Genomic DNA, 17,668 nt, shown 5'->3' on the forward strand with positions numbered 1-17,668 from the left:
TCATCTAATGAATATTGAATAGTAGATTATCTTAGATATCCAAACTTTCAAATAATTTAGAGATATTTCGTTGATCAACCATAAAACCCATAAAACATTGATATTAATTAACCTAAACTACCCAAAGATTGCGGGCAAATCGAATAGCAAATTATATCATGTCCGCCAAATTACCCATAATAAAATAACCCCACCTCCAACCCCCTCCCCGCAGGCGGGGTGGGGTTCTTCGGGTTTAATAAGCAATCAAGCGGACATGATATTATTTATTATTCCTATAGATAAATGAACTTTTACTAGCTGTTATGATGCTACTAGCCTACTAGTAGAGGTAGGTGGAAATAAACCTACTATTTCATTACAGCCAGAAAGCCCAAAATTAAAACTTTTTGACTTTTGACTTTTGACTTTTGACTTCCGCCTTGCGGTACTAGATGTTATGATGCTACGAGCCTTCGTTCGTTACTTGAACTGTGAATTGACTAGATTGGGCTAGATAGATACCCGCTAAAACTACGGCAAAAGTTACCCAGTCAAACAAGCCTACCTGTTCTGAAAAAATGAACCAAGCAAAAATGGAAGACAGGACTGGATTGAGGAGAAGCGTAACGGCGACGATGCCTGATGAAAGTCTGCTGAGACTATAAGTTATAAGTCCCTGACCCAACACTTGGCAGAAGAGAGCTTGAAAAATAATGAAAAACCACCCCATCCAAGAATAGGGAAATAATCTCTCTTCGATAAATGGGAGGATAGGTAACAGAAATATTGTAGTCACACCACAACGCCAAAGCATGATGGTTGCGGTCGTAAATCGGGTTTGGAGTTGTTCTATCAGCAACAAATAGGTGGCGATAAAAATCGCGGTTAAAAATGCTAGCGCATCACCAAGTATTTGGTCAGTTGCAAATTGCATTTTATGAAATTCAAAGGCGATCGCTCCTAAAAGCGCTATGACCATACCAATAACAAATCTGTTATCGAAGCGCCGACCTAATAACAGATACCCAGCCGCAGCAACAAATAACGGGTTCAAATTAGACAGTAAAGCCACGTTAGCAACGCTAGTTTGACTTAGTGACCAAGCCCACAATAATAGGGAGGTAGTTGCAGCAGTTCCCATTGCCAATAACAGCCACACGTCCTGTTTTGTAAAAGGCTTCGGTTCTATAGGTTGATGATCAGATTGTTGACGACGCAAAGCCTCAAGTGCATTCCACAGCCCAAAGACGACTGCGGCGATCCAACTGCGATGAAATCCTACAGCATTTGCACCAATTTCTTGTTGACACAATTTTGCCAGAGATGGTGCTAAAGATATGGGAATTAGGGCAGCAAATAATGAGATAGCTCCTAATAAAGCTGGTGTTTCGGAGAATTGTTGCTTTAGTAATGACAGTTTGAGCGTCATACTTTTAACGAAAGTGTTAACTATAGTTTTGACAGATTCCGGGAACGGCAAATTAAGAGTAGCTTGGCTAGATATGGCTAAGTATAAACCGATTAAAACTACAGCAAAACCTACCCAATTTGAGAAAGTTAATTTTTCTGAAAATATTACAAGAGCGAAAATGCCACTAAATACTGGCTCTAATAGATGCACCAAGGAGACAACCACAGAAGAAAACCTAGCAAGGCTATAGGTCAAAAGCCCATGACCTAAAACTTGGCAAATTAGAGCTAGAGAAATGACCCAAAGCCACCCACTGACTGTAGAGGGGAAAATCTGAGCTTGAGTGAACAAAAGTATGGGGAAGATGGCTAAAGCCGCGATCGCACAGATCCACAACTGAATTGTGGCGGGAGAAAATTTGGTTCGTAATTTTTCTACGATTAGCAGGTATGCACCCAAGAAAACCGCAGAAATGATCGCAGCAAACCCCCCTTGAGCTTCGTCTGTAGCGATTTGCAGTTCCTCAAATTCAATGGCGATCGCTCCCCCAAGGGCGATGACCATCCCAATCAGGAATTGGCTCTCAAAACCCTTACGAAATAATAGCCACACCCCTAAACTAGTAAATATGGGGGCGAGATTATGTAAGACACTAGAGATCGCAACGCTAGTTTGAGTCAGTGACCAAGCCAAGAAGACTAAAGTAGCAGCCCAAAAAATACCAGCACCAAGCAATAGCCACAGATCCTGACTAGTGTAGGGCTGCTGTTGTACAGGTTTTTCTAAGTAAAGTTGCTGACGAATCGTCTTGTATCCATGCCAGAGCAAGAAGACCACACTACCAAGCCAAAGGCGATTAAATACAGTGGCATTGGGACTAAGTTCAGTTTCACTCAATCTTACGAAAATAGAGCCAAAAGATATGGCACCGACACCTACAAATAATGAAGCAAGGGCTATCTTCGTTTGATCGGATAGATTCATTAGGAAATTTAAATTCAACTTCTTACCAAGAAAGAACCAAATACAAATATATGGATCAAACCTTTTAACCAACCCAGTGGTCTTGGGCAAATCCTACAGCTATTTTGGCTAGTAGTGTCACAAAAGCGCCCAATATTAAATATCCTTGACGAGGATGGTGAGATAGCAGCACACCAATTGCTATATTCAAAGGCACAATACCGTAGGCGAGACGGCTCAAGGAAATAGTGCCTCCAGAGGCCAACAGTAAACCAATACCACAAAAGCCATAAATAACTGTAACTGGGGTCAGTTGCGTGTGTAAGCGCCACAACACATAGCCACCACCTAAGACCATGAACAAGTTGAGGAAGTTATTGATCCACTGTTCGCTTGCCAGAATCAACAAAAATAAGACTAAACCATAAAACCCATAAAATAATTTTACAGAACTAAAACGTTGACGGAAATGCCATAAAAGATAGCCACTGGCAACAATCACGCCAAATAACAAGAGATACCAGGGGTCTTGAATTGCACCAGAGGAGTTTTGAACCCAGCCAAATTGCCAATTTTTACTACCAACGGCAATTTGCATGAACATATTTAACCAACCCTGCCAATCAAACCCTAGAGTTGGTCGCCATCCCCGCTGTGCTTCGATAAAAGCGAAAGGGTTGCCAAAATAAATCGCACAATACAAACTGAATAGAAGTATGCCAATAGCAGTAGTCAAAGCAGCTATATAGGCAATGGGTGGTCGGCGTTCTTTCCAGGCTGCGATCGCCAATGCTGGAATTAGTGCCATACCTGTAGGACGTGTTGCTGTCGCCATCGCCCCCCAAAGGGCAGTCCAGCCATACTGTTTTTGATCGAACGCCCGCAAAGTCGCCGTACTCAAAAACAAATACAGCCCCTCTGTGTAAATCACTCCCGTAAACATCGAAGCTGGATACAAAGAAAGCACAGCAGTTACCCATTGCGCTGCATTGATGTCATAATGCTCCTTAACCCAAAAGTACAAACAGTAAAGCGCTGCAAAAAATGCCAAATTGTTGACTAAGGTGCCTGCCAATTCAAACGGTAAGCCCAACTTCATCAAAACCCAGATACTTAAGGGAAATAGGGGGAAGAAGGCTAGATTATGCTGCTTGCCGTCATTCACAAATTCATAACCAGAAGTTGCGATCGCACGGTAATGTATACTATCCCAGGCATCAAAAACTCCCCAGCTAAAACTAGGCAAAAATTCCTCTGTTGCTAACGGTAGCTTTGGCGCAACCAGCAACATAGCTGTCCAAATAAATATTCGGCTGGCAAGCCATATTGCTGCTGGAAACAGGAAATCATTTTTCCATAAAGCTTTTTTTATAACTATCTGAACTTTGACCATAAGGTTGAGTGCTTCAACAAACTCCTTTATATATCCTTTTAACTATGGCTGTAACACAGCGATTTATGAGTAAAATCTTGCATATTAAATCCTCCATCAAAATAATTAACAAACTGTACAGATTAAAAATTACTTAAAAGTGTTCCCTACTTGGTTAATTTTGTCAATTTTGTCGGAATTTATCTTTAAAAGTATAGTATTTATAAATACAAATTTTGTCTATATATATGAGAATTTGTCATTTGTAGGACTTACGCAATAACTCTCTGAAACTCTTATTTCTCCGTGTCCTCTGCGCCCTCTGTGGTTCGTTTTTTCATGATTTTGCGTAAGTCCTGATTTGTTATTTGTCAATAGTCATTAGTTAGTGATCCTCTCCCTTGTCCCCCTTGTCCCTCATCTCCCCTCTCGTGGAGTCAGTGTATCGATTATAGTGATTGCTGTTATTAAAGAGTCCCCAGCAATTTATAGTGGGAGTTGTCTGTAAATCCTTAAGCAATTGTGAAAGCGATTACTCTCGTTGGTTCCACTGGTTCTATTGGTACTCAGACTTTAGATATTGTCACTCAGTACCCAGATCAGTTTCGGATTGTGGGATTGGCGGCTGGGAGCAATGTCGAAATGTTGGCTGCTCAAATTCGGCAGTTTCGACCGGAAATAGCAGCCATTTGCTCAGAAGCTAAATTACCCGCGCTCAAAGAAGCACTCATTGACCTTGATCCCCAACCGATTCTATTGGCAGGTGACGCCGGAGTGATAGAAGTCGCCCGTTACGGGGATTCCCAAACCGTTGTCACTGGTATCGTTGGCTGTGCTGGTTTGCTACCGACGATCGCAGCGATTGAAGCTGGTAAAGATATTGCCTTAGCAAACAAAGAAACTCTCATTGCTGGGGCCCCTGTGGTTCTACCCCTAGTCGAAAAACACGGTGTAAAATTACTCCCAGCCGATTCCGAACATTCCGCAATCTTTCAATGCCTCCAAGGTGTTCCCAAAGATGGCTTGCGGAAAATTTTGCTCACTGCATCTGGTGGGGCTTTCCGCGACTGGGATGTAGAAAAGTTAGCAGATGTAACCGTTGCTGACGCTCTCAAGCATCCTAATTGGTCGATGGGGCGTAAAATCACAGTAGACTCTGCTACTTTGATGAATAAAGGACTAGAAGTAATTGAGGCTCACTTCCTGTTTGGATTGGATTATGACAATATCGAAATTGTCATTCATCCCCAGAGTATTATTCACTCGCTGATTGAACTGCAAGATACTTCCGTTTTAGCCCAACTCGGTTGGCCGGATATGCGCTTACCTTTGCTGTATGCTCTATCTTGGCCCGATCGCATCTACACCAACTGGGAACGACTAGATTTAGTCAAAGCTGGAAACTTAACCTTCCGCGAACCAGATCACCAAAAGTATCCTTGTATGCAGTTAGCTTATGCTGTGGGTAAAGCTGGTGGTTCGATGCCAGCTGTTTTAAATGCCGCCAATGAGCAAGCTGTAGCTTTATTTTTAGATGAAAAAATTCGCTTTTTAGATATTCCTCGGTGTATCGAATGGGTGTGCGATCGCCATCAAAATGATAACCGTACAAATCCCTCTTTAGATGACATTTTGGCAGCAGATAAATGGGCAAGACAAGAAGTTTTAATAGCGACTGAAAAGTTAGAAAATCAATCGCGGATAATTTCTTTGCGATAAAAACCTTTAATTGAGATACCCAAAAGGCAGATTTTCTAGCTCTTGACCAATTATTGTTTAGCCTTCAGCCTAATGCTGAAGGCTAACGATCAAATATTATACTTTCCCAATATCAAAAACCCGCGTAGCCTTAAGGCTTGTCGTCAGACATCGCACTTTCCAAACTTCAACAAAAATGCGAATTGACAAGTCAGCGCTTCGCTATCGCACTTCTCCAAAATCACAAATGCGATAACTTCTCTACGAGACGCTACGCGAACGTTAAGCTGCGCTAACGCACTTTCCAACAAACCCAACAAACGCGATAACTTCTCTACGAGACGCTACGCGAACTTTAAGCTGCGCCAACGCACTTCCCCAACTACAATAAATGCGTAGCCCCCACTTAACTTACGCAACTTGCAACGGTTTTTTAGGAAGCATTCTCGGTTCTGGTAGTGGTTTGTTTTCCTCTTTCAACATTTCCACAAAAGTCTCAATTACTTCCTGACCATTTTTTGCTGCTTCTTCATAAGTCCTACCATGCGTATGAAATTGTTGCCAGGGGAACTCAGGTAAGTGTACTAAAAAAAGTCTATCTTCCTCCGACCATTGAATTACCATGCTGTAGTGATAGTTCATTCTTCTGGCTCCTGTTTTGCTTCGTTTTCCGTGTTTTCCATTTCTTGCAGTTTTTTCAGCACCCGTTGGATGTTTTTTTCTAAATATAACGGAGCATCATCGCCGTCTTTACCTGGTATGGTCAGGGGTTCTTCGGGTAACAACGGATGCTTCCAATATGTATGACTTCCTTTACCTCTTCCTGGTTGAAGAATATAGCCAACTTTTGACACCATTGCTTTCAACTCTCTTACTTTTTTCGGCATTACTCCTCACCGCCAACTTCTCATTTATTTTCTCTGCTTAAAAGCCAAAAATCCCAGATTAATTGTTAGTATTTTAGATGTTATATCCTTGCATGAGTGGTTGTGGCGGTAAGCAAAACTCTGTTTTAGGCGATAACTTCTCTACGAGACGCTGCGCGAACGTTAAGCTGCGCTAACGCACTTTCCAAAAAAACAAAAGGCGATCGCCATCCACAAACCCAACAAATGCGATCGCACTTCCCCAACATCACAAAAGCGATCGCACTTCCCCTACATCACAAAAGCGATCGCCATCCACAAACCCAACAAATGCGATAACTTCTCTACGAGACGCTACGCGAACGTTAAGCTGCGCTAACGCACTTCCCCAACATCACAAATGCGATCGCGTCTATGCACTTCATCCGAAAGTCAAAGTCCGTGTAGTATAGCAAAGGTAAATATTTTTGGTATATACTATAAATGCGTTTTGAGTGGGACGACAACAAAGCCGAATCAAATTTTTTGAAACACGGTATTCAATTCGAGGAAGCTGTAACAGTTTTTGCCGACCCTTATCTTCTGTTTACGGAAGACTCTATTCATTCTCAGGGAGAAGAAAGAGAATGGGCGATTGGTGAAATAGAAGATGGGTCAATTGTTGTAGTTGTTTTTACCATGCGAGGTGAGCGAATAAGGATAATTAGTGCAAGAAGAGCGACAAAAAAGGAGTGTCAACAATATGAGTCAGGAATCTGAGTTTCCTTTTGAGAGAGCAAGACGAGTTACACCAGAAGAAAACCAAATATTCAGAGATGCGATCGCAGATCAGTTTGGGGTTAAACTCAGGAAGCGTGGACGACCAGCTAAGGATGAAGAGGAAAAGTATGAGCCGATTTCTATCAGATTTCATCCGAAAATCATAGCCTGGGCGAAAGAAGAGGCAGAAAAACGAGGGGTAGGCTATCAAACGGTTATCAATGAAGCACTATTGGAGAAAATAGGCTGAAACTTAGCGATCGCACTTCATCTCATCAACAATAAATGCGATCGCACTGCCCAAAAACCAAAACGCATAGCCCAAAACCAAAACACGTAGCCGTAATGCTTGTCGTTAGACATCGCACTTACCAAAGTGTTTTGACGTGTGGATAGTTGAGAATTTTTTGATCGCAGGTCATAAGTTCTATATTGCGGCGGTAGGCGATCGCAACAATAATACGATCAGCTGGGTCTTTGTGGAAGTCGCCGGGTAATTGGGTGCTGGCGATTGCATCTAGTGGATCGAGTGGTTCTATGGTAATTCCAGGTCGAGTTTTTGCAAGTGCGAACCATTCATTGACGGTAAGGGGAAGTGGTAGTTTCCCATTACTATGCTTGACTGCGATTTCCCAAACAGAAATGGCAGAAACGATGAGGGCATTTTGATTTTCGCCTATGGTTAATAAGGTACGTCCACGCTCAGAAAGCTGTTCTGGAGTATGGAGCCACCAAAGCCAAATGTGGGTGTCTAGCAAAATCATTGTCCTAAAGCATCCCATAATTCAGGCATGGGTTCGTCAAAATCTGGAGGAATTGTCACGGGGATTTTGCGTAGGGGATGCTGAGGAGTGCGATCGCAGGTTAAATCAAGTTCGTCAGGGGTTCGGGATGGCTGTGATGATTCCACTGTCAGGCTTTGAGCCAAAAGTTGGAGGATGCGAATCCTTTCTGCTAAGTCGAGGCTGAGGAGTTGTTGCTCTAGTTCTTGATTGCTCATAACTTTGCGCCTAATGACTGTGTTACTTATTTTAGCGGAACTCTCCAATCCGTCCGATGACAGGTAGTGCGATCGCACTTCTCAAAAACCAAAACGCGATCGCACTTCCCCAACATCACAAATGCGATCGCACTTTCCAAACATCAAAAATGCGTACTGGGGCTATTTATTATCAGGGCAAATTTCTTTTCGCAAATCGGGACGGGAAGCGAGGTATTCTTTTAAATGGTTGCAACCTCGCGCTAGTGAGCTATCTAAACTCTGAACCCGACGCAACTGCACAAAATTAGAATCTACTACAATGGCAATTAACTTATTATCCGGGCTTGATCCTGCATACCTACCTTGATATTCAGCAAACTGCTGCCAAGAACCATCTCTTACCTCAGTCCATAGACGCACAATTTCATCTCGTGAATTAGTGCGAATAGTCTTACTGTTAGGGCTAAATACTGCACCCATAACCCAATCATCATGTTTGAAAGCAGCAATCTCCTTACCTTGAAGATTCCATAGCTTGGCTGTGTTATCCCGCGAATGAGTAACAACAGTTTTACCATCACGACTAAATCTTACGTAGTTTTCCTTACCACCATATTTTAAAGTAACAATTTCCCGCCCTTGCAAGTTCCATAACTTGGCAGTACCATCCCATGAAGCAGTGGCAATTGTCTTACCATCGGGGCTAAATACTACATTGCTGACAGCATCATTATGTTTGAGGTTAGCAATTTCCCGTCCTTGAAGGTTCCATAGCTTGGTAGTACCATCCAATGAAGCAGTGGCAATTGTCTTATCGTCAGGACTGAATACTACGCTGTTGACTTGACGGGGAATTTCACCGTTATGTTTGAGAGTAGCAATTTCCTGTCCTTGAAGGTTCCAAAGCTTGGCTGTGTTTTCATGGGAAAAAGTCACAATAGTCTTACTATCATGGCTAAATACAAGGTTCCATCCTCCATGATTATATTTGAGAGTAAGAATTTTTTGTCCTTGCAGGTTCCATAGCTTGGCAGCATCAGATGAAACAGTAGCAATAGTCTTACCGTCGGGGCTAAGTACTATATTGCTGACACCACCATTATGTTTGAAGGTAGCAATTTCTTGTCCTTGTAGGTTCCATAGTTTGGCAGTACCATCCAATGAAGCAGTGGCAATTGTCTTACCGTCGGCACTAAACACTAGCCATAGAACACGACGATTATGTTCGAGAGTGGTAATTTCACCATTTTGCTGGTTCCACAGCTTGGCAGTACCATCCCATGAAGCAGTGGCAACAGTCTTACCGTCAGGACTAAATAGTACATAACCGACATAATTATTATGTTGGAGGGTAGGAATTTCTGTACTTAGTTTCCATAACTTGACAGTACCATCCCGTGAAGCGGTAGTAACGGTTTTACCGTCAGGGCTAAATACTGCGTTTTTAACCGCATCGTTATGCTTGAGAGTGGCAATTAACTCACCTTGCAGATTCCATAATTTGGCTGCGTTGTCGTATGAAAAAGCAGTGGCAACAATTTTACCATCAGGACTAAATACTACATCGTCGATCGCATTGTGATCATTAAAAGGCTTCACACTATTATGTTTGAAATTGGCAATTAACCTACCTTGCAGATTCCATAGCTTGGCAGTACCACCCCATGAACCAGTAGCAATAGTTTGACTGTCGGGGCTAAATACTATTTTCGTGACAGTATTATCATGTTTGAGAGTGACGATTTCCCTACCCTGGAGATTCCACAATTTGGCAGTCTTATCCCATGAAGCAGTAGCAACAGTTTTACCATCGGGGCTAAATGCTACATCTTGAACAAAAGAGTCATGTTTGAGAGTAGCTATTTCCCCTCCTTGTAGATTCCACAATTTAGCAGTCTTGTCATTTGAAGCAGTAGCAACAGTTTGACCATCGGGACTAAATGCTACATTGTTGACCTTTTCGTTATGCTTGAGTGTGGTAATTGTCCCTGTTTGCAAGTTCAGTAACTTGGTAGTACCGTCATCTGAAACACTCGCAACAATTTTGCTATCAGGGCTAAATACTTGCTTACCAAATACTTGTCTATTTAGACCATCATCTTTTAATTGATTTTTCTCACGGTTATATTCTAAAGTATTGTGCAAGGCTAATATAGGGCTAACTGTTGGGTAATCTTTTAGCTGATTACCATTTTTAACTAACTGTTTTAATTCCTTTACAGACCTCATAGCCTCAACTAAATTATCCAATCCCACATTCCTACGCAAGCGCAATATTCCAGCCGATGACCGCTCTAAATCTGTGACAATTTGGGCTTCTTTTCGTTCTATGTTTGCATTCGTCGCCCCAATTGCTGCTACTATTGCCCCAACAACAAATAAAGCTAAAATACCTCCACCAATGCGAATCTGTCGCTTTGTTTTTCTCTCCACATCCGTGAAACGCTGCTTCGCTTTCCTTTCTTCCTCCAAAGCCTGATTTTGTCTCCCTTCCGCCTCCTCAACCTTCTGATTTAACTCTGCTTGCATACTCGCAGACAAAAACCGATAATCAGCATTGCTTAATCTCCTTTCATCAGCCCAAAGACGAGCCTTTTCTAATTCTTCCCCCCCCGCAAAAAATAGGACTCATCTTGATATCCACTCTCTTCCCAAGCCTTTAAATTATCAGCATAAAAACGTAATTTACCTAACTCATTCTCAACCCAACTTAAATCAAAAACATTCGCATAAATTTGGTTATAAACTCTCAATCTTCCCTGCTGTTCCACCACCAAACCAGTCAACCGTAACCTCATCTCTTCGAGACTACGATCGACATTAATCTCACGCTGCTGCAAAATTTGCTGATATAAACCCAACAAACCCACAGCAATTTGCTCCTTAGCAAGCATCCTATCCCGAATAGTTTTTAAATGCTGTTGCTCATCCTCCGCTTCCCAATTATCAATAATTCCACTCCTCACCACCCCTTCCACCCATTTTTCTCCCCTCCTCGCTAGCAGGTTGGGGTTCTTCAAATCCCGAATTAACAAATTACAAACTTTCTGCGTCAATAAAGGCTGTCCCCCCGTCCAAGCCAAAACCTCTCGCATCAAAGCTTGAGGATTCTCCACCTTCCCCTCTAACCCCTTTGCCAAAGGTGCAATTTCATCTAATTTAAAACCATAAAGTTGAATCGCTGTACCAATATTAAACGGCGTTCTTTCCTCATCTTTAATTAAATCTGAAGGTGTTGCTACCCCAACTAAAGCAAAAGTCAAACGTCTATATTCAGCTTTAAAAGAGCGTCTTTGATAGCAACTTCTAATCAAAGCAAAAAAATCATCTGCCGGAAACTCCAAGCGAAGGATACTATCGATTTCATCGAGAAAAATCACAATATTTTGGCTAATATTTGGCAGTAACAACTCATCAAAAAGTTTCGCCAAACGTCGCACCGGAGCAATTTCGATAGATTTGTCCCACCACACAACCAAATCTTCTGGTTCAACAAAATTAAGTTCAGTCAACAGGCTATCAACAATACTTGCATACCACTGCTCAAGGCTGATATCCTGACTACCCAATCCCGAAATATCAATCACAGCACAAGCAAAACCATCAGCTTGTAACTGTTTTATCGTCCGCACCAACAAACTCGTTTTTCCCATCTGTCGGGAGTTAAAAACATAACAAAGCTCACCTGCCCTCAATCCGTAATAAAGGTCAGAATCCGCTTGCCGTGTTACATAGCTGGGAGCATCTTCTCCTAAACTGCCACCAACTTTATACTCGTAGTCTCCAGTCATAATTTAATTTCCAATAGATAACAATTACATGGATGCCTATCTTGAGTTTAATTTCGAGAATATTGAGTACGTATTGAGTTTTTATTGAGTTGCTATTGAGTTGTAATTGACTTTACCAAATAAACACTTATCCTGTAATGTAAATTGCATAGTTTTTTTATAACCCAGCTATGCCACGCGGAATTAGAGTTCGTACAGAGTGCATTCCCCTCGTCAAGCAAAGGATGATAGAAAAAGGCTTTGTCCGTCAAATCGATTTAGCTGAGAGAATCGATCGCAAACAATCAACAGCTTACAATTTTCTTAATGGAAAACCAGTTGACTACCTCAACTTTTTAGAATTTTGCAATGTATTAGATTTTGAAGTCCAGAAAATTGCCGATTTTGAAGTACTCGCAGATACATATACACAAAAACCCCAAAAAATGGAAAAAATAAATAATTCTCCATCATTTCCTCCTTCCTTACTCTCTACTTGCGAACTTGAATATCCAGAAGGGGAAGTAGCATTAGATTCTCCCTTTTATGTAGAACGTCCTCCCATAGAACAGCGTTGTTACGAAGAAATCAAAAAACCAGGTTTCCTAATTCGCATCAAAGCACCGCAGCAGATGGGTAAATCTTCACTCCTAGCGCGGATTCTGCATCAATCAGAAAATCAAGGAAATATAACAGTAGCTATCGATTTTCAGCTAGCAGAAGAGGAGTTTTTCTCCGACTTAAATAAATTTCTGCGCTGGTTTTGCGATACCGTCACCGAAGCAGTTGCGGGAAATAATCGAGAATTACTCGAAAAATTGCTGCAACAACTCGATGAGCATTGGAAATCGGGACAGCGCTTTGGCTATATGAAAACTTGTAAAAATTACTTTGAGCGCTATTTATTTCCAGAAATCAATCAACCGTTAGTTTTAGGCTTAGAAACAGTCGATAGATTATTTGAATATCCCAAAATCTACAGAGATTTTTTTGGATTATTACGCGCTTTACACGAAGAAGCCAAACGTCGAGATATCTGGAAAAAACTTCGGTTGGTGTTAGTATATTCCACTGAAGCTTATGTACCAGTAGATATCAACCAATCACCATTTAACGTTGGCTTGGCAGTGGAATTACTAGAATTTAGCCACGAACAAGTAAAGGATTTAGCCCAACGGCATCAACTCAATTGGAGCGATATAGAGGTAGAAAAGTTGACAGGATTGGTGGGAGGGCATCCATTTTTAGTGCGTTTAGCTCTGTATCAAATTGCTCGGCAAGAAATCAATTTAGCCGAATTTTTGCAAACCGCAGCCACAGCAGAAGGCATTTATAGTAAACATCTGCAACGCCTAGAATCTATTTTGCAGCAACAACCAGAATTATGGGATGCAATGCAAGAGGTTGCTTCTAGTAGTAGTCCAGTACATTTGCCCAATGTTATAAGATTTAAATTATATAGTCTAGGACTAGTAAAGTTACAAGGTGATCAAGTAACGCCGAGATGTGAGTTATACCGTCAATATTTTCGCAGTCATTAAAAAGACTATTTAACTAAATTAACTCAATTACAACGCCAGTTTGTACTCAAGTATCAGTTGTAGATGATGGAATTGTCCACTTCAACAGGCAATTCAATGTTACAAATCATCAAGTCCAACAAATTACTTCTAGCAGCTTTGGTTTTGGTATCAGCAACAACATTCAATAGTCCTAAAGTTGATGCAAGAAATAGCCAGAATCTAAATCTAACCCAATTACCGACATCAAGTGAGATTTGCGATGCGTGCAGCATCGAAGGTATCGCACCAGCACCAGAATGGAAAAAATTCTCTCCAGATGAAGGTAAATTCTCTATTCTCATGCCCGGTGAGCAAATTTCAGACATGACACCAGATAATAGCGAGATGCATGAAGGTGTTGAGTCTACAAAAATGTATCTGAGTACTAATGAAACAAATGTGTTTATGGTTAGCTATGCTGACTTTAACAATGATGTGACTCAGATTCCTTCAAGTGAATTATTGGATTCTGCTCTACAAGCAATGTTAAAGGATGGGAAAAAATTACTAAGTCAGGAAAATATTACTCTAGGTGCATATCCGGGCATAGAAATGAAGCTGTGGGATGAAAAAGAAGGAATTTTTATGACGGGTAGAGTTTTTATTGTTAATCAACGGTTGTATATACTCTTCGTTGGAAGCGATAAAAATCCTCAAGTCAGTGATGTCAGAAAGTTTTTTGAATCCTTCGAGTTGATACAGTAATTATCTTACTAGTTGCTGAATAGATTTTTTTAGCAACTATTAGGACTCCTGTCTGATTTCTGAACAAAATTTCAAATGAAACCCTGATACAACAGCCTTTCAGTCTCAGGATGTTTTCAAAAATCAAATCGGAGTCCTAATCTAACTCTCGTATCTTGTGATTATTGATACAAAAATTTCAAAAAAGTCTTTCCAGTAATTCTGCCAACTTGCCAAATAAGTTGCCTTTTACCCGAATAATTGGATCATTTTCAGCTAATATGGCATTGGCACAGTTAGACAAAAATCTTAGCTTTAGTATCTATTCCAAATTAGGTCTAATAGCTTTAGCAATAGTAGTTTTGACTTTAGATAAAAATTTACCCTTTCTGAATCGGCCCACTCTCAAACAAGGGCAATTATTAAGGAATTAATATATATGATTATTACGTTGATTATAGCTTGGATAATCTTCATAATATTATGGAAATTGTTGAAAGCAACCGTGAGTACTGCATTAACTCTTGCGGCAATCCTTGTTTTATTAAATATTAGTTTTGGCATTACTCCCCAAGATATTTGGCATTATGTAACGCAGTTTGCTCAAAATCTGTCGCAGATCCAAACTGGAAAGTAACAATCTATACTTCACTTTTACTAATGAAAGGTGAAGTATAAAATATGAAATGACAACCTTTCTTGGTCAATCATTATTTAATGCTGAAATCTTGGCTAAGGCATCCTTAAAACTCGGCGGCAACTGACGCATAATCTTGCCTCTTTCGCGATCTAAAGCCACTAATGTCACCTTAGCCGTAACGTATAATTCTTGTCCATCAGTTGAGACAATGGCATAATCCCAATTGATGCGGACACCTGTCACCTCAGCCATGCGGGTTTTTACTACCACTGCCATACCCAATTGAATTGAACGGTGATAGCGCACTGACAGTTCTACAACTGGTAAATCACAACCTATAGCAACTAAATCAGCAAATTCAATCCCTATAGATCGCAAACATTCAATCCGCGCTTCTTCCATCCAAGCTAGATAGGAACCGTGCCAGACAAGACCGGCATAGTCTGTGTGGTGGGGTTGCACTCTGACAGGATATTCAAACCAATTCCCAAACTCGTGACTGGATGGATTGTCAAGGGCGCTGGTTGGTGGCAATTTTGGTCGGCTGGGTTTTTCTTCTGACATCTTCAAATTTCTCAGTGCCTATAAATTTTCCAAATTATTGAATAGCATAAAAATTAATTGCGTTGCCGGACTTATTGATTTAATATTTACCTTCCGAGCATAGGGAGTGTTTTGTTATGCAGCCTAATCTCCGGCATGTGAGTGTTGTTACTTTATCTCTACTTAGCTTACTAGGTTTTGGGATGGTATATCCAGACAATAACCAGGTAAATACAAATGCAAGGTTGAGGTACGAATCTGGAGAAAAAGCTCAAGCTTTACCCAAGAATAATCAACTCTCAGAAATTGCAAGGCTCAATGAAGAAGCTATCAAAGAATCTCGTCAAGGTCAATCGCAAGAAGCGTTGCAGAAATTAGAGAAAGCATTAGCCATCAGCAGGGACTTTGGAGAGCGCTCTTGGGAAGCGGTAACATTCAACAATATTGGCAGAATCTACCAAAATCAAAAAAAGTATCCAGAAGCACTTCAATCTTATCAGCAAGCTTTATTAATTAACAAAGAACTTGGGGATCTGGTTCGACTTGGCAAAACCTACAGTAACATCGGTTACTTATTCGATATCCAAAACCAGCCAGAGTTAGCAATTTTTTTCTACAAGCATTGCTTGATTAATCGTGAGAAAGCTCGCTTGAATCCATCAGCATTGAGTGCGCCGCAACCAGATGCTTACAACATAACTGTTAGCCAGACATATCGCATTTTGGGTGAACGATTGCTCAAACAAGAACGTGTTGCTGAAGCACAAAGGACAATGGATTTACTCAAAGTTGAAGAACTAGAGGAATATCTCCAGACCGTGCCGGGTAATCAACGTACTGTCAAAGGTATTAATATAGCGGCAACAGAAAAACCAATTAAACAAAAGCTGGATCAAAGTGTGGATAATGCTGTTGTGCTGGGTAAGGAACTGACAACACTACGGAAAATTCCCCCCAAGGAGCGATCGCTCGAACAGAAACAACGCATCGAACAATTAGTCTTAAATCAACAGCAACTTCTAGATGGATTTAACGAATTTATCAATAGTCCTTCAGTGAAAGCACAGGTAGAGCAAATTAGCCGTACAGCTAGGCGGCAAAATTTGGATTTGGAGAGTCTCAACGAACTTCGAGATAATTTGGCGCGATTACCTCAAAAATCAGCACTACTCTACCCACTGATTTTAAAAGATAGTTTGGAATTGGTATTGGTAACTCCTGAATCCCCACCAATTCATCGCACCGTTGCTGTCAAGCGCGAAAACCTCTATCAAACAATTGATGCTTTCCGCCAAGCTTTAATCAATCCCAGTCGAAATATTAAAGCACCTGCACGCCAATTATATGACTGGCTCATTAAACCGATAGAGAAAGACTTGAAGCTATCAGGTACGCAAACTCTGATTTACGCTCCAGACGATCGGTTACGCTACATTCCGTTAACTGCTTTATATGATGGCAAACAATGGCTGGTGCAGCGCTTTAATCTGAATCACATTACATCGGCTAGCCTAACTAACTTAAACACCCCAAAACAATCTACTTTGCGGGTTTTAGCGGGTGCTTTTACTAAAGGTAATTATCAAATCAAAGTTGGTAATCGACAAGTTGCTTTTGCTGGCTTACCCTTTGCAACGCGGGAGGTGGAAAGTCTAGCAGCTGCGGTTCCTGAAACTACGAAACTTTTAGACGATGCCTTTACCCCCAGAGTCGCTGTACCCCAAATGGATGATTATACGATTGTCCATTTAGCGACTCATGCAGCCTTTGTGGTTGGTAAACCAGAAGATTCGTTTATTTTATTCGGGAATGGCGATCGCGTTAATTTTAGAAATGTCGCCACTTGGTCACTCCCGAATGTAGATTTGGTAGTGTTGAGCGCCTGTGAAACCGGTTTGGGAGGCAAGTTAGGTAACGGTGAGGAAATTTTGGGCTTTGGCTATCAGATGCAACAAACTGGCGCTAGAGCCGCGATCGCCTCTTTATGGTCTGTAGATGATGGTGGTACGCAAGCACTCATGAGTGCTTTTTATGGTATTCTCTCTACTGAAAATATGAGTAAAACTGAAGCTTTACGTCAAGCTCAAGTCTCATTAATTACTGGAAACTGGAAGGAAATAATTCACAATGCACCCGTAGCAGCAGTTAATGACTTTAGTCATCCGTACTATTGGGCATCCTTTATTTTAATTGGCAATGGACTTTAAGTGTATGGCATCTGACATTATAATTGCTGCTACTGCCCAGATTCACTATCGGACACCTTAGTAACGCGCAATAACGGTGATTTTGACCGCAGGAGTAGGCTGAAAATCCGGCTCATGAGATTTTGGCAGCTACAGAAAATGTGCGATGGGCTAGCTATGTCCAATCACTTAATGGTAATGGAGAAATAGGTAAGAGCGATCGCTAACTAAACCACTATTACTGATTAAC

Annotated in this window: 16 protein-coding genes; 7 read left to right on the top strand and 9 right to left on the bottom strand. The window is 41.2% G+C overall.

All coding sequences use genetic code 11. The annotated features are described in order from the left end of the window. Positions 1-445: 445 nt before the first annotated feature. The gene (locus QUD05_RS13095; protein WP_289796432.1) at positions 446-2,377 is read right to left on the bottom strand and encodes a DMT family transporter; all 1,932 of its coding nucleotides are present in this window, start codon (positions 2,375-2,377) and stop codon (positions 446-448) included. A gap of 64 nt (positions 2,378-2,441) precedes the next feature. Beyond that, positions 2,442-3,749 carry a mannosyltransferase family protein gene (locus tag QUD05_RS13100; RefSeq protein ID WP_289796433.1) on the bottom strand — a complete coding sequence of 436 codons (1,308 nt, stop codon included), beginning with the start codon at positions 3,747-3,749 and terminating at the stop codon, positions 2,442-2,444. Between the two features lie 501 nt (positions 3,750-4,250). Between QUD05_RS13100 and dxr the strand changes: the two genes are divergently transcribed. Then, complete coding sequence (gene dxr, locus QUD05_RS13105; protein WP_289796434.1) at positions 4,251-5,447, top strand: 1-deoxy-D-xylulose-5-phosphate reductoisomerase; 1,197 nt, start codon at positions 4,251-4,253, stop codon at positions 5,445-5,447. A 390-nt stretch (positions 5,448-5,837) separates the two neighbouring features. On the opposite strand, the gene QUD05_RS13110 is transcribed toward dxr, so the two are convergent. Together QUD05_RS13110 and QUD05_RS13115 are read right to left on the bottom strand one after the other, a co-directional pair. Further along, positions 5,838-6,068 (bottom strand): type II toxin-antitoxin system HicB family antitoxin, encoded by a 231-nt coding sequence (locus tag QUD05_RS13110; protein WP_096575287.1) that lies wholly within the window; start codon positions 6,066-6,068, stop codon positions 5,838-5,840. Then, on the bottom strand, positions 6,065-6,313 hold the full coding sequence (locus tag QUD05_RS13115) for a type II toxin-antitoxin system HicA family toxin (RefSeq protein WP_096728755.1): 249 nt from the start codon (positions 6,311-6,313) through the stop codon (positions 6,065-6,067). Before QUD05_RS13115 ends, QUD05_RS13110 begins: the two co-directional genes overlap by 4 nt. A 462-nt stretch (positions 6,314-6,775) precedes the next feature. Between QUD05_RS13115 and QUD05_RS13120 the strand changes: the two genes are divergently transcribed. Together QUD05_RS13120 and QUD05_RS13125 are read left to right on the top strand one after the other, a co-directional pair. Then, positions 6,776-7,051 (top strand): BrnT family toxin, encoded by a 276-nt coding sequence (locus QUD05_RS13120; protein ID WP_289796435.1) that lies wholly within the window; start codon positions 6,776-6,778, stop codon positions 7,049-7,051. Beyond that, complete coding sequence (locus tag QUD05_RS13125) at positions 7,035-7,301, top strand: BrnA antitoxin family protein (protein WP_289796436.1); 267 nt, start codon at positions 7,035-7,037, stop codon at positions 7,299-7,301. Before QUD05_RS13120 ends, QUD05_RS13125 begins: the two co-directional genes overlap by 17 nt. A 118-nt stretch (positions 7,302-7,419) precedes the next feature. Here QUD05_RS13125 and QUD05_RS13130 read toward each other — a convergent pair whose 3' ends face one another. From QUD05_RS13130 to QUD05_RS13145, 4 genes are all read right to left on the bottom strand, one after another. After that, on the bottom strand, positions 7,420-7,815 hold the full coding sequence (locus tag QUD05_RS13130) for a type II toxin-antitoxin system VapC family toxin (protein WP_289796437.1): 396 nt from the start codon (positions 7,813-7,815) through the stop codon (positions 7,420-7,422). After that, positions 7,812-8,051 (bottom strand): hypothetical protein, encoded by a 240-nt coding sequence (locus QUD05_RS13135; RefSeq protein WP_289796438.1) that lies wholly within the window; start codon positions 8,049-8,051, stop codon positions 7,812-7,814. The genes QUD05_RS13130 and QUD05_RS13135 overlap by 4 nt, the downstream gene beginning before the upstream one ends. Before the next feature lie 162 nt (positions 8,052-8,213). After that, the gene (locus QUD05_RS13140) at positions 8,214-10,562 is read right to left on the bottom strand and encodes a WD40 repeat domain-containing protein (protein ID WP_289796439.1); all 2,349 of its coding nucleotides are present in this window, start codon (positions 10,560-10,562) and stop codon (positions 8,214-8,216) included. Positions 10,563-10,630: 68 nt separating this feature from the next. Then, entirely contained in the window at positions 10,631-11,824 is a 1,194-nt protein-coding gene (locus tag QUD05_RS13145) for an AAA-like domain-containing protein (RefSeq protein ID WP_289796440.1), read from the bottom strand. Between the two features lie 170 nt (positions 11,825-11,994). Between QUD05_RS13145 and QUD05_RS13150 the strand changes: the two genes are divergently transcribed. The 3 genes from QUD05_RS13150 (at position 11,995) to QUD05_RS13160 (ending at position 14,686) form a co-directional block, all read left to right on the top strand. Then, a complete protein-coding gene (locus tag QUD05_RS13150; RefSeq protein ID WP_289796441.1) occupies positions 11,995-13,344 on the top strand; it encodes an AAA-like domain-containing protein in 1,350 nt (449 codons plus the stop codon). A 96-nt stretch (positions 13,345-13,440) separates the two neighbouring features. Then, the gene (locus QUD05_RS13155; protein ID WP_289796442.1) at positions 13,441-14,070 is read left to right on the top strand and encodes a hypothetical protein; all 630 of its coding nucleotides are present in this window, start codon (positions 13,441-13,443) and stop codon (positions 14,068-14,070) included. A gap of 418 nt (positions 14,071-14,488) precedes the next feature. Next, positions 14,489-14,686, top strand: a complete 198-nt coding sequence (locus QUD05_RS13160) for a hypothetical protein (RefSeq protein WP_251956093.1) — start codon at positions 14,489-14,491, stop codon at positions 14,684-14,686. A 66-nt stretch (positions 14,687-14,752) separates the two neighbouring features. On the opposite strand, the gene QUD05_RS13165 is transcribed toward QUD05_RS13160, so the two are convergent. Then, positions 14,753-15,253, bottom strand: coding sequence for an acyl-CoA thioesterase (locus tag QUD05_RS13165; RefSeq protein WP_289796443.1), 501 nt, complete (start codon positions 15,251-15,253; stop codon positions 14,753-14,755). A gap of 116 nt (positions 15,254-15,369) precedes the next feature. Here QUD05_RS13165 and QUD05_RS13170 point away from each other — a divergent pair, with 116 nt between their 5' ends. Next, on the top strand, positions 15,370-17,439 hold the full coding sequence (locus QUD05_RS13170; protein ID WP_289796444.1) for a CHAT domain-containing protein: 2,070 nt from the start codon (positions 15,370-15,372) through the stop codon (positions 17,437-17,439). Positions 17,440-17,668 lie beyond the last annotated feature (229 nt).

This window comes from Nostoc sp. GT001 (assembly GCF_030382115.1).
GTDB lineage: Bacteria > Cyanobacteriota > Cyanobacteriia > Cyanobacteriales > Nostocaceae > Nostoc.

Bases quoted from the DNA above. Each gene is read 5' to 3' on its own strand.
- QUD05_RS13095 (WP_289796432.1), bottom strand. From the start codon at position 2,377: ATGAATCTATCCGATCAAACGAAGATAGCCCTTGCTTCATTATTTGTA.
- QUD05_RS13100 (WP_289796433.1), bottom strand. From the start codon at position 3,749: ATGGTCAAAGTTCAGATAGTTATAAAAAAAGCTTTATGGAAAAATGAT.
- QUD05_RS13110 (WP_096575287.1), bottom strand. From the start codon at position 6,068: ATGAACTATCACTACAGCATGGTAATTCAATGGTCGGAGGAAGATAGA.
- QUD05_RS13115 (WP_096728755.1), bottom strand. From the start codon at position 6,313: ATGCCGAAAAAAGTAAGAGAGTTGAAAGCAATGGTGTCAAAAGTTGGC.
- QUD05_RS13120 (WP_289796435.1), top strand. From the start codon at position 6,776: ATGCGTTTTGAGTGGGACGACAACAAAGCCGAATCAAATTTTTTGAAA.
- QUD05_RS13125 (WP_289796436.1), top strand. From the start codon at position 7,035: ATGAGTCAGGAATCTGAGTTTCCTTTTGAGAGAGCAAGACGAGTTACA.
- QUD05_RS13130 (WP_289796437.1), bottom strand. From the start codon at position 7,815: ATGATTTTGCTAGACACCCACATTTGGCTTTGGTGGCTCCATACTCCA.
- QUD05_RS13135 (WP_289796438.1), bottom strand. From the start codon at position 8,051: ATGAGCAATCAAGAACTAGAGCAACAACTCCTCAGCCTCGACTTAGCA.
- QUD05_RS13140 (WP_289796439.1), bottom strand. From the start codon at position 10,562: ATGCAAGCAGAGTTAAATCAGAAGGTTGAGGAGGCGGAAGGGAGACAA.
- QUD05_RS13145 (WP_289796440.1), bottom strand. From the start codon at position 11,824: ATGACTGGAGACTACGAGTATAAAGTTGGTGGCAGTTTAGGAGAAGAT.
- QUD05_RS13150 (WP_289796441.1), top strand. From the start codon at position 11,995: ATGCCACGCGGAATTAGAGTTCGTACAGAGTGCATTCCCCTCGTCAAG.
- QUD05_RS13155 (WP_289796442.1), top strand. From the start codon at position 13,441: ATGTTACAAATCATCAAGTCCAACAAATTACTTCTAGCAGCTTTGGTT.
- QUD05_RS13160 (WP_251956093.1), top strand. From the start codon at position 14,489: ATGATTATTACGTTGATTATAGCTTGGATAATCTTCATAATATTATGG.
- QUD05_RS13165 (WP_289796443.1), bottom strand. From the start codon at position 15,253: ATGTCAGAAGAAAAACCCAGCCGACCAAAATTGCCACCAACCAGCGCC.
- QUD05_RS13170 (WP_289796444.1), top strand. From the start codon at position 15,370: ATGCAGCCTAATCTCCGGCATGTGAGTGTTGTTACTTTATCTCTACTT.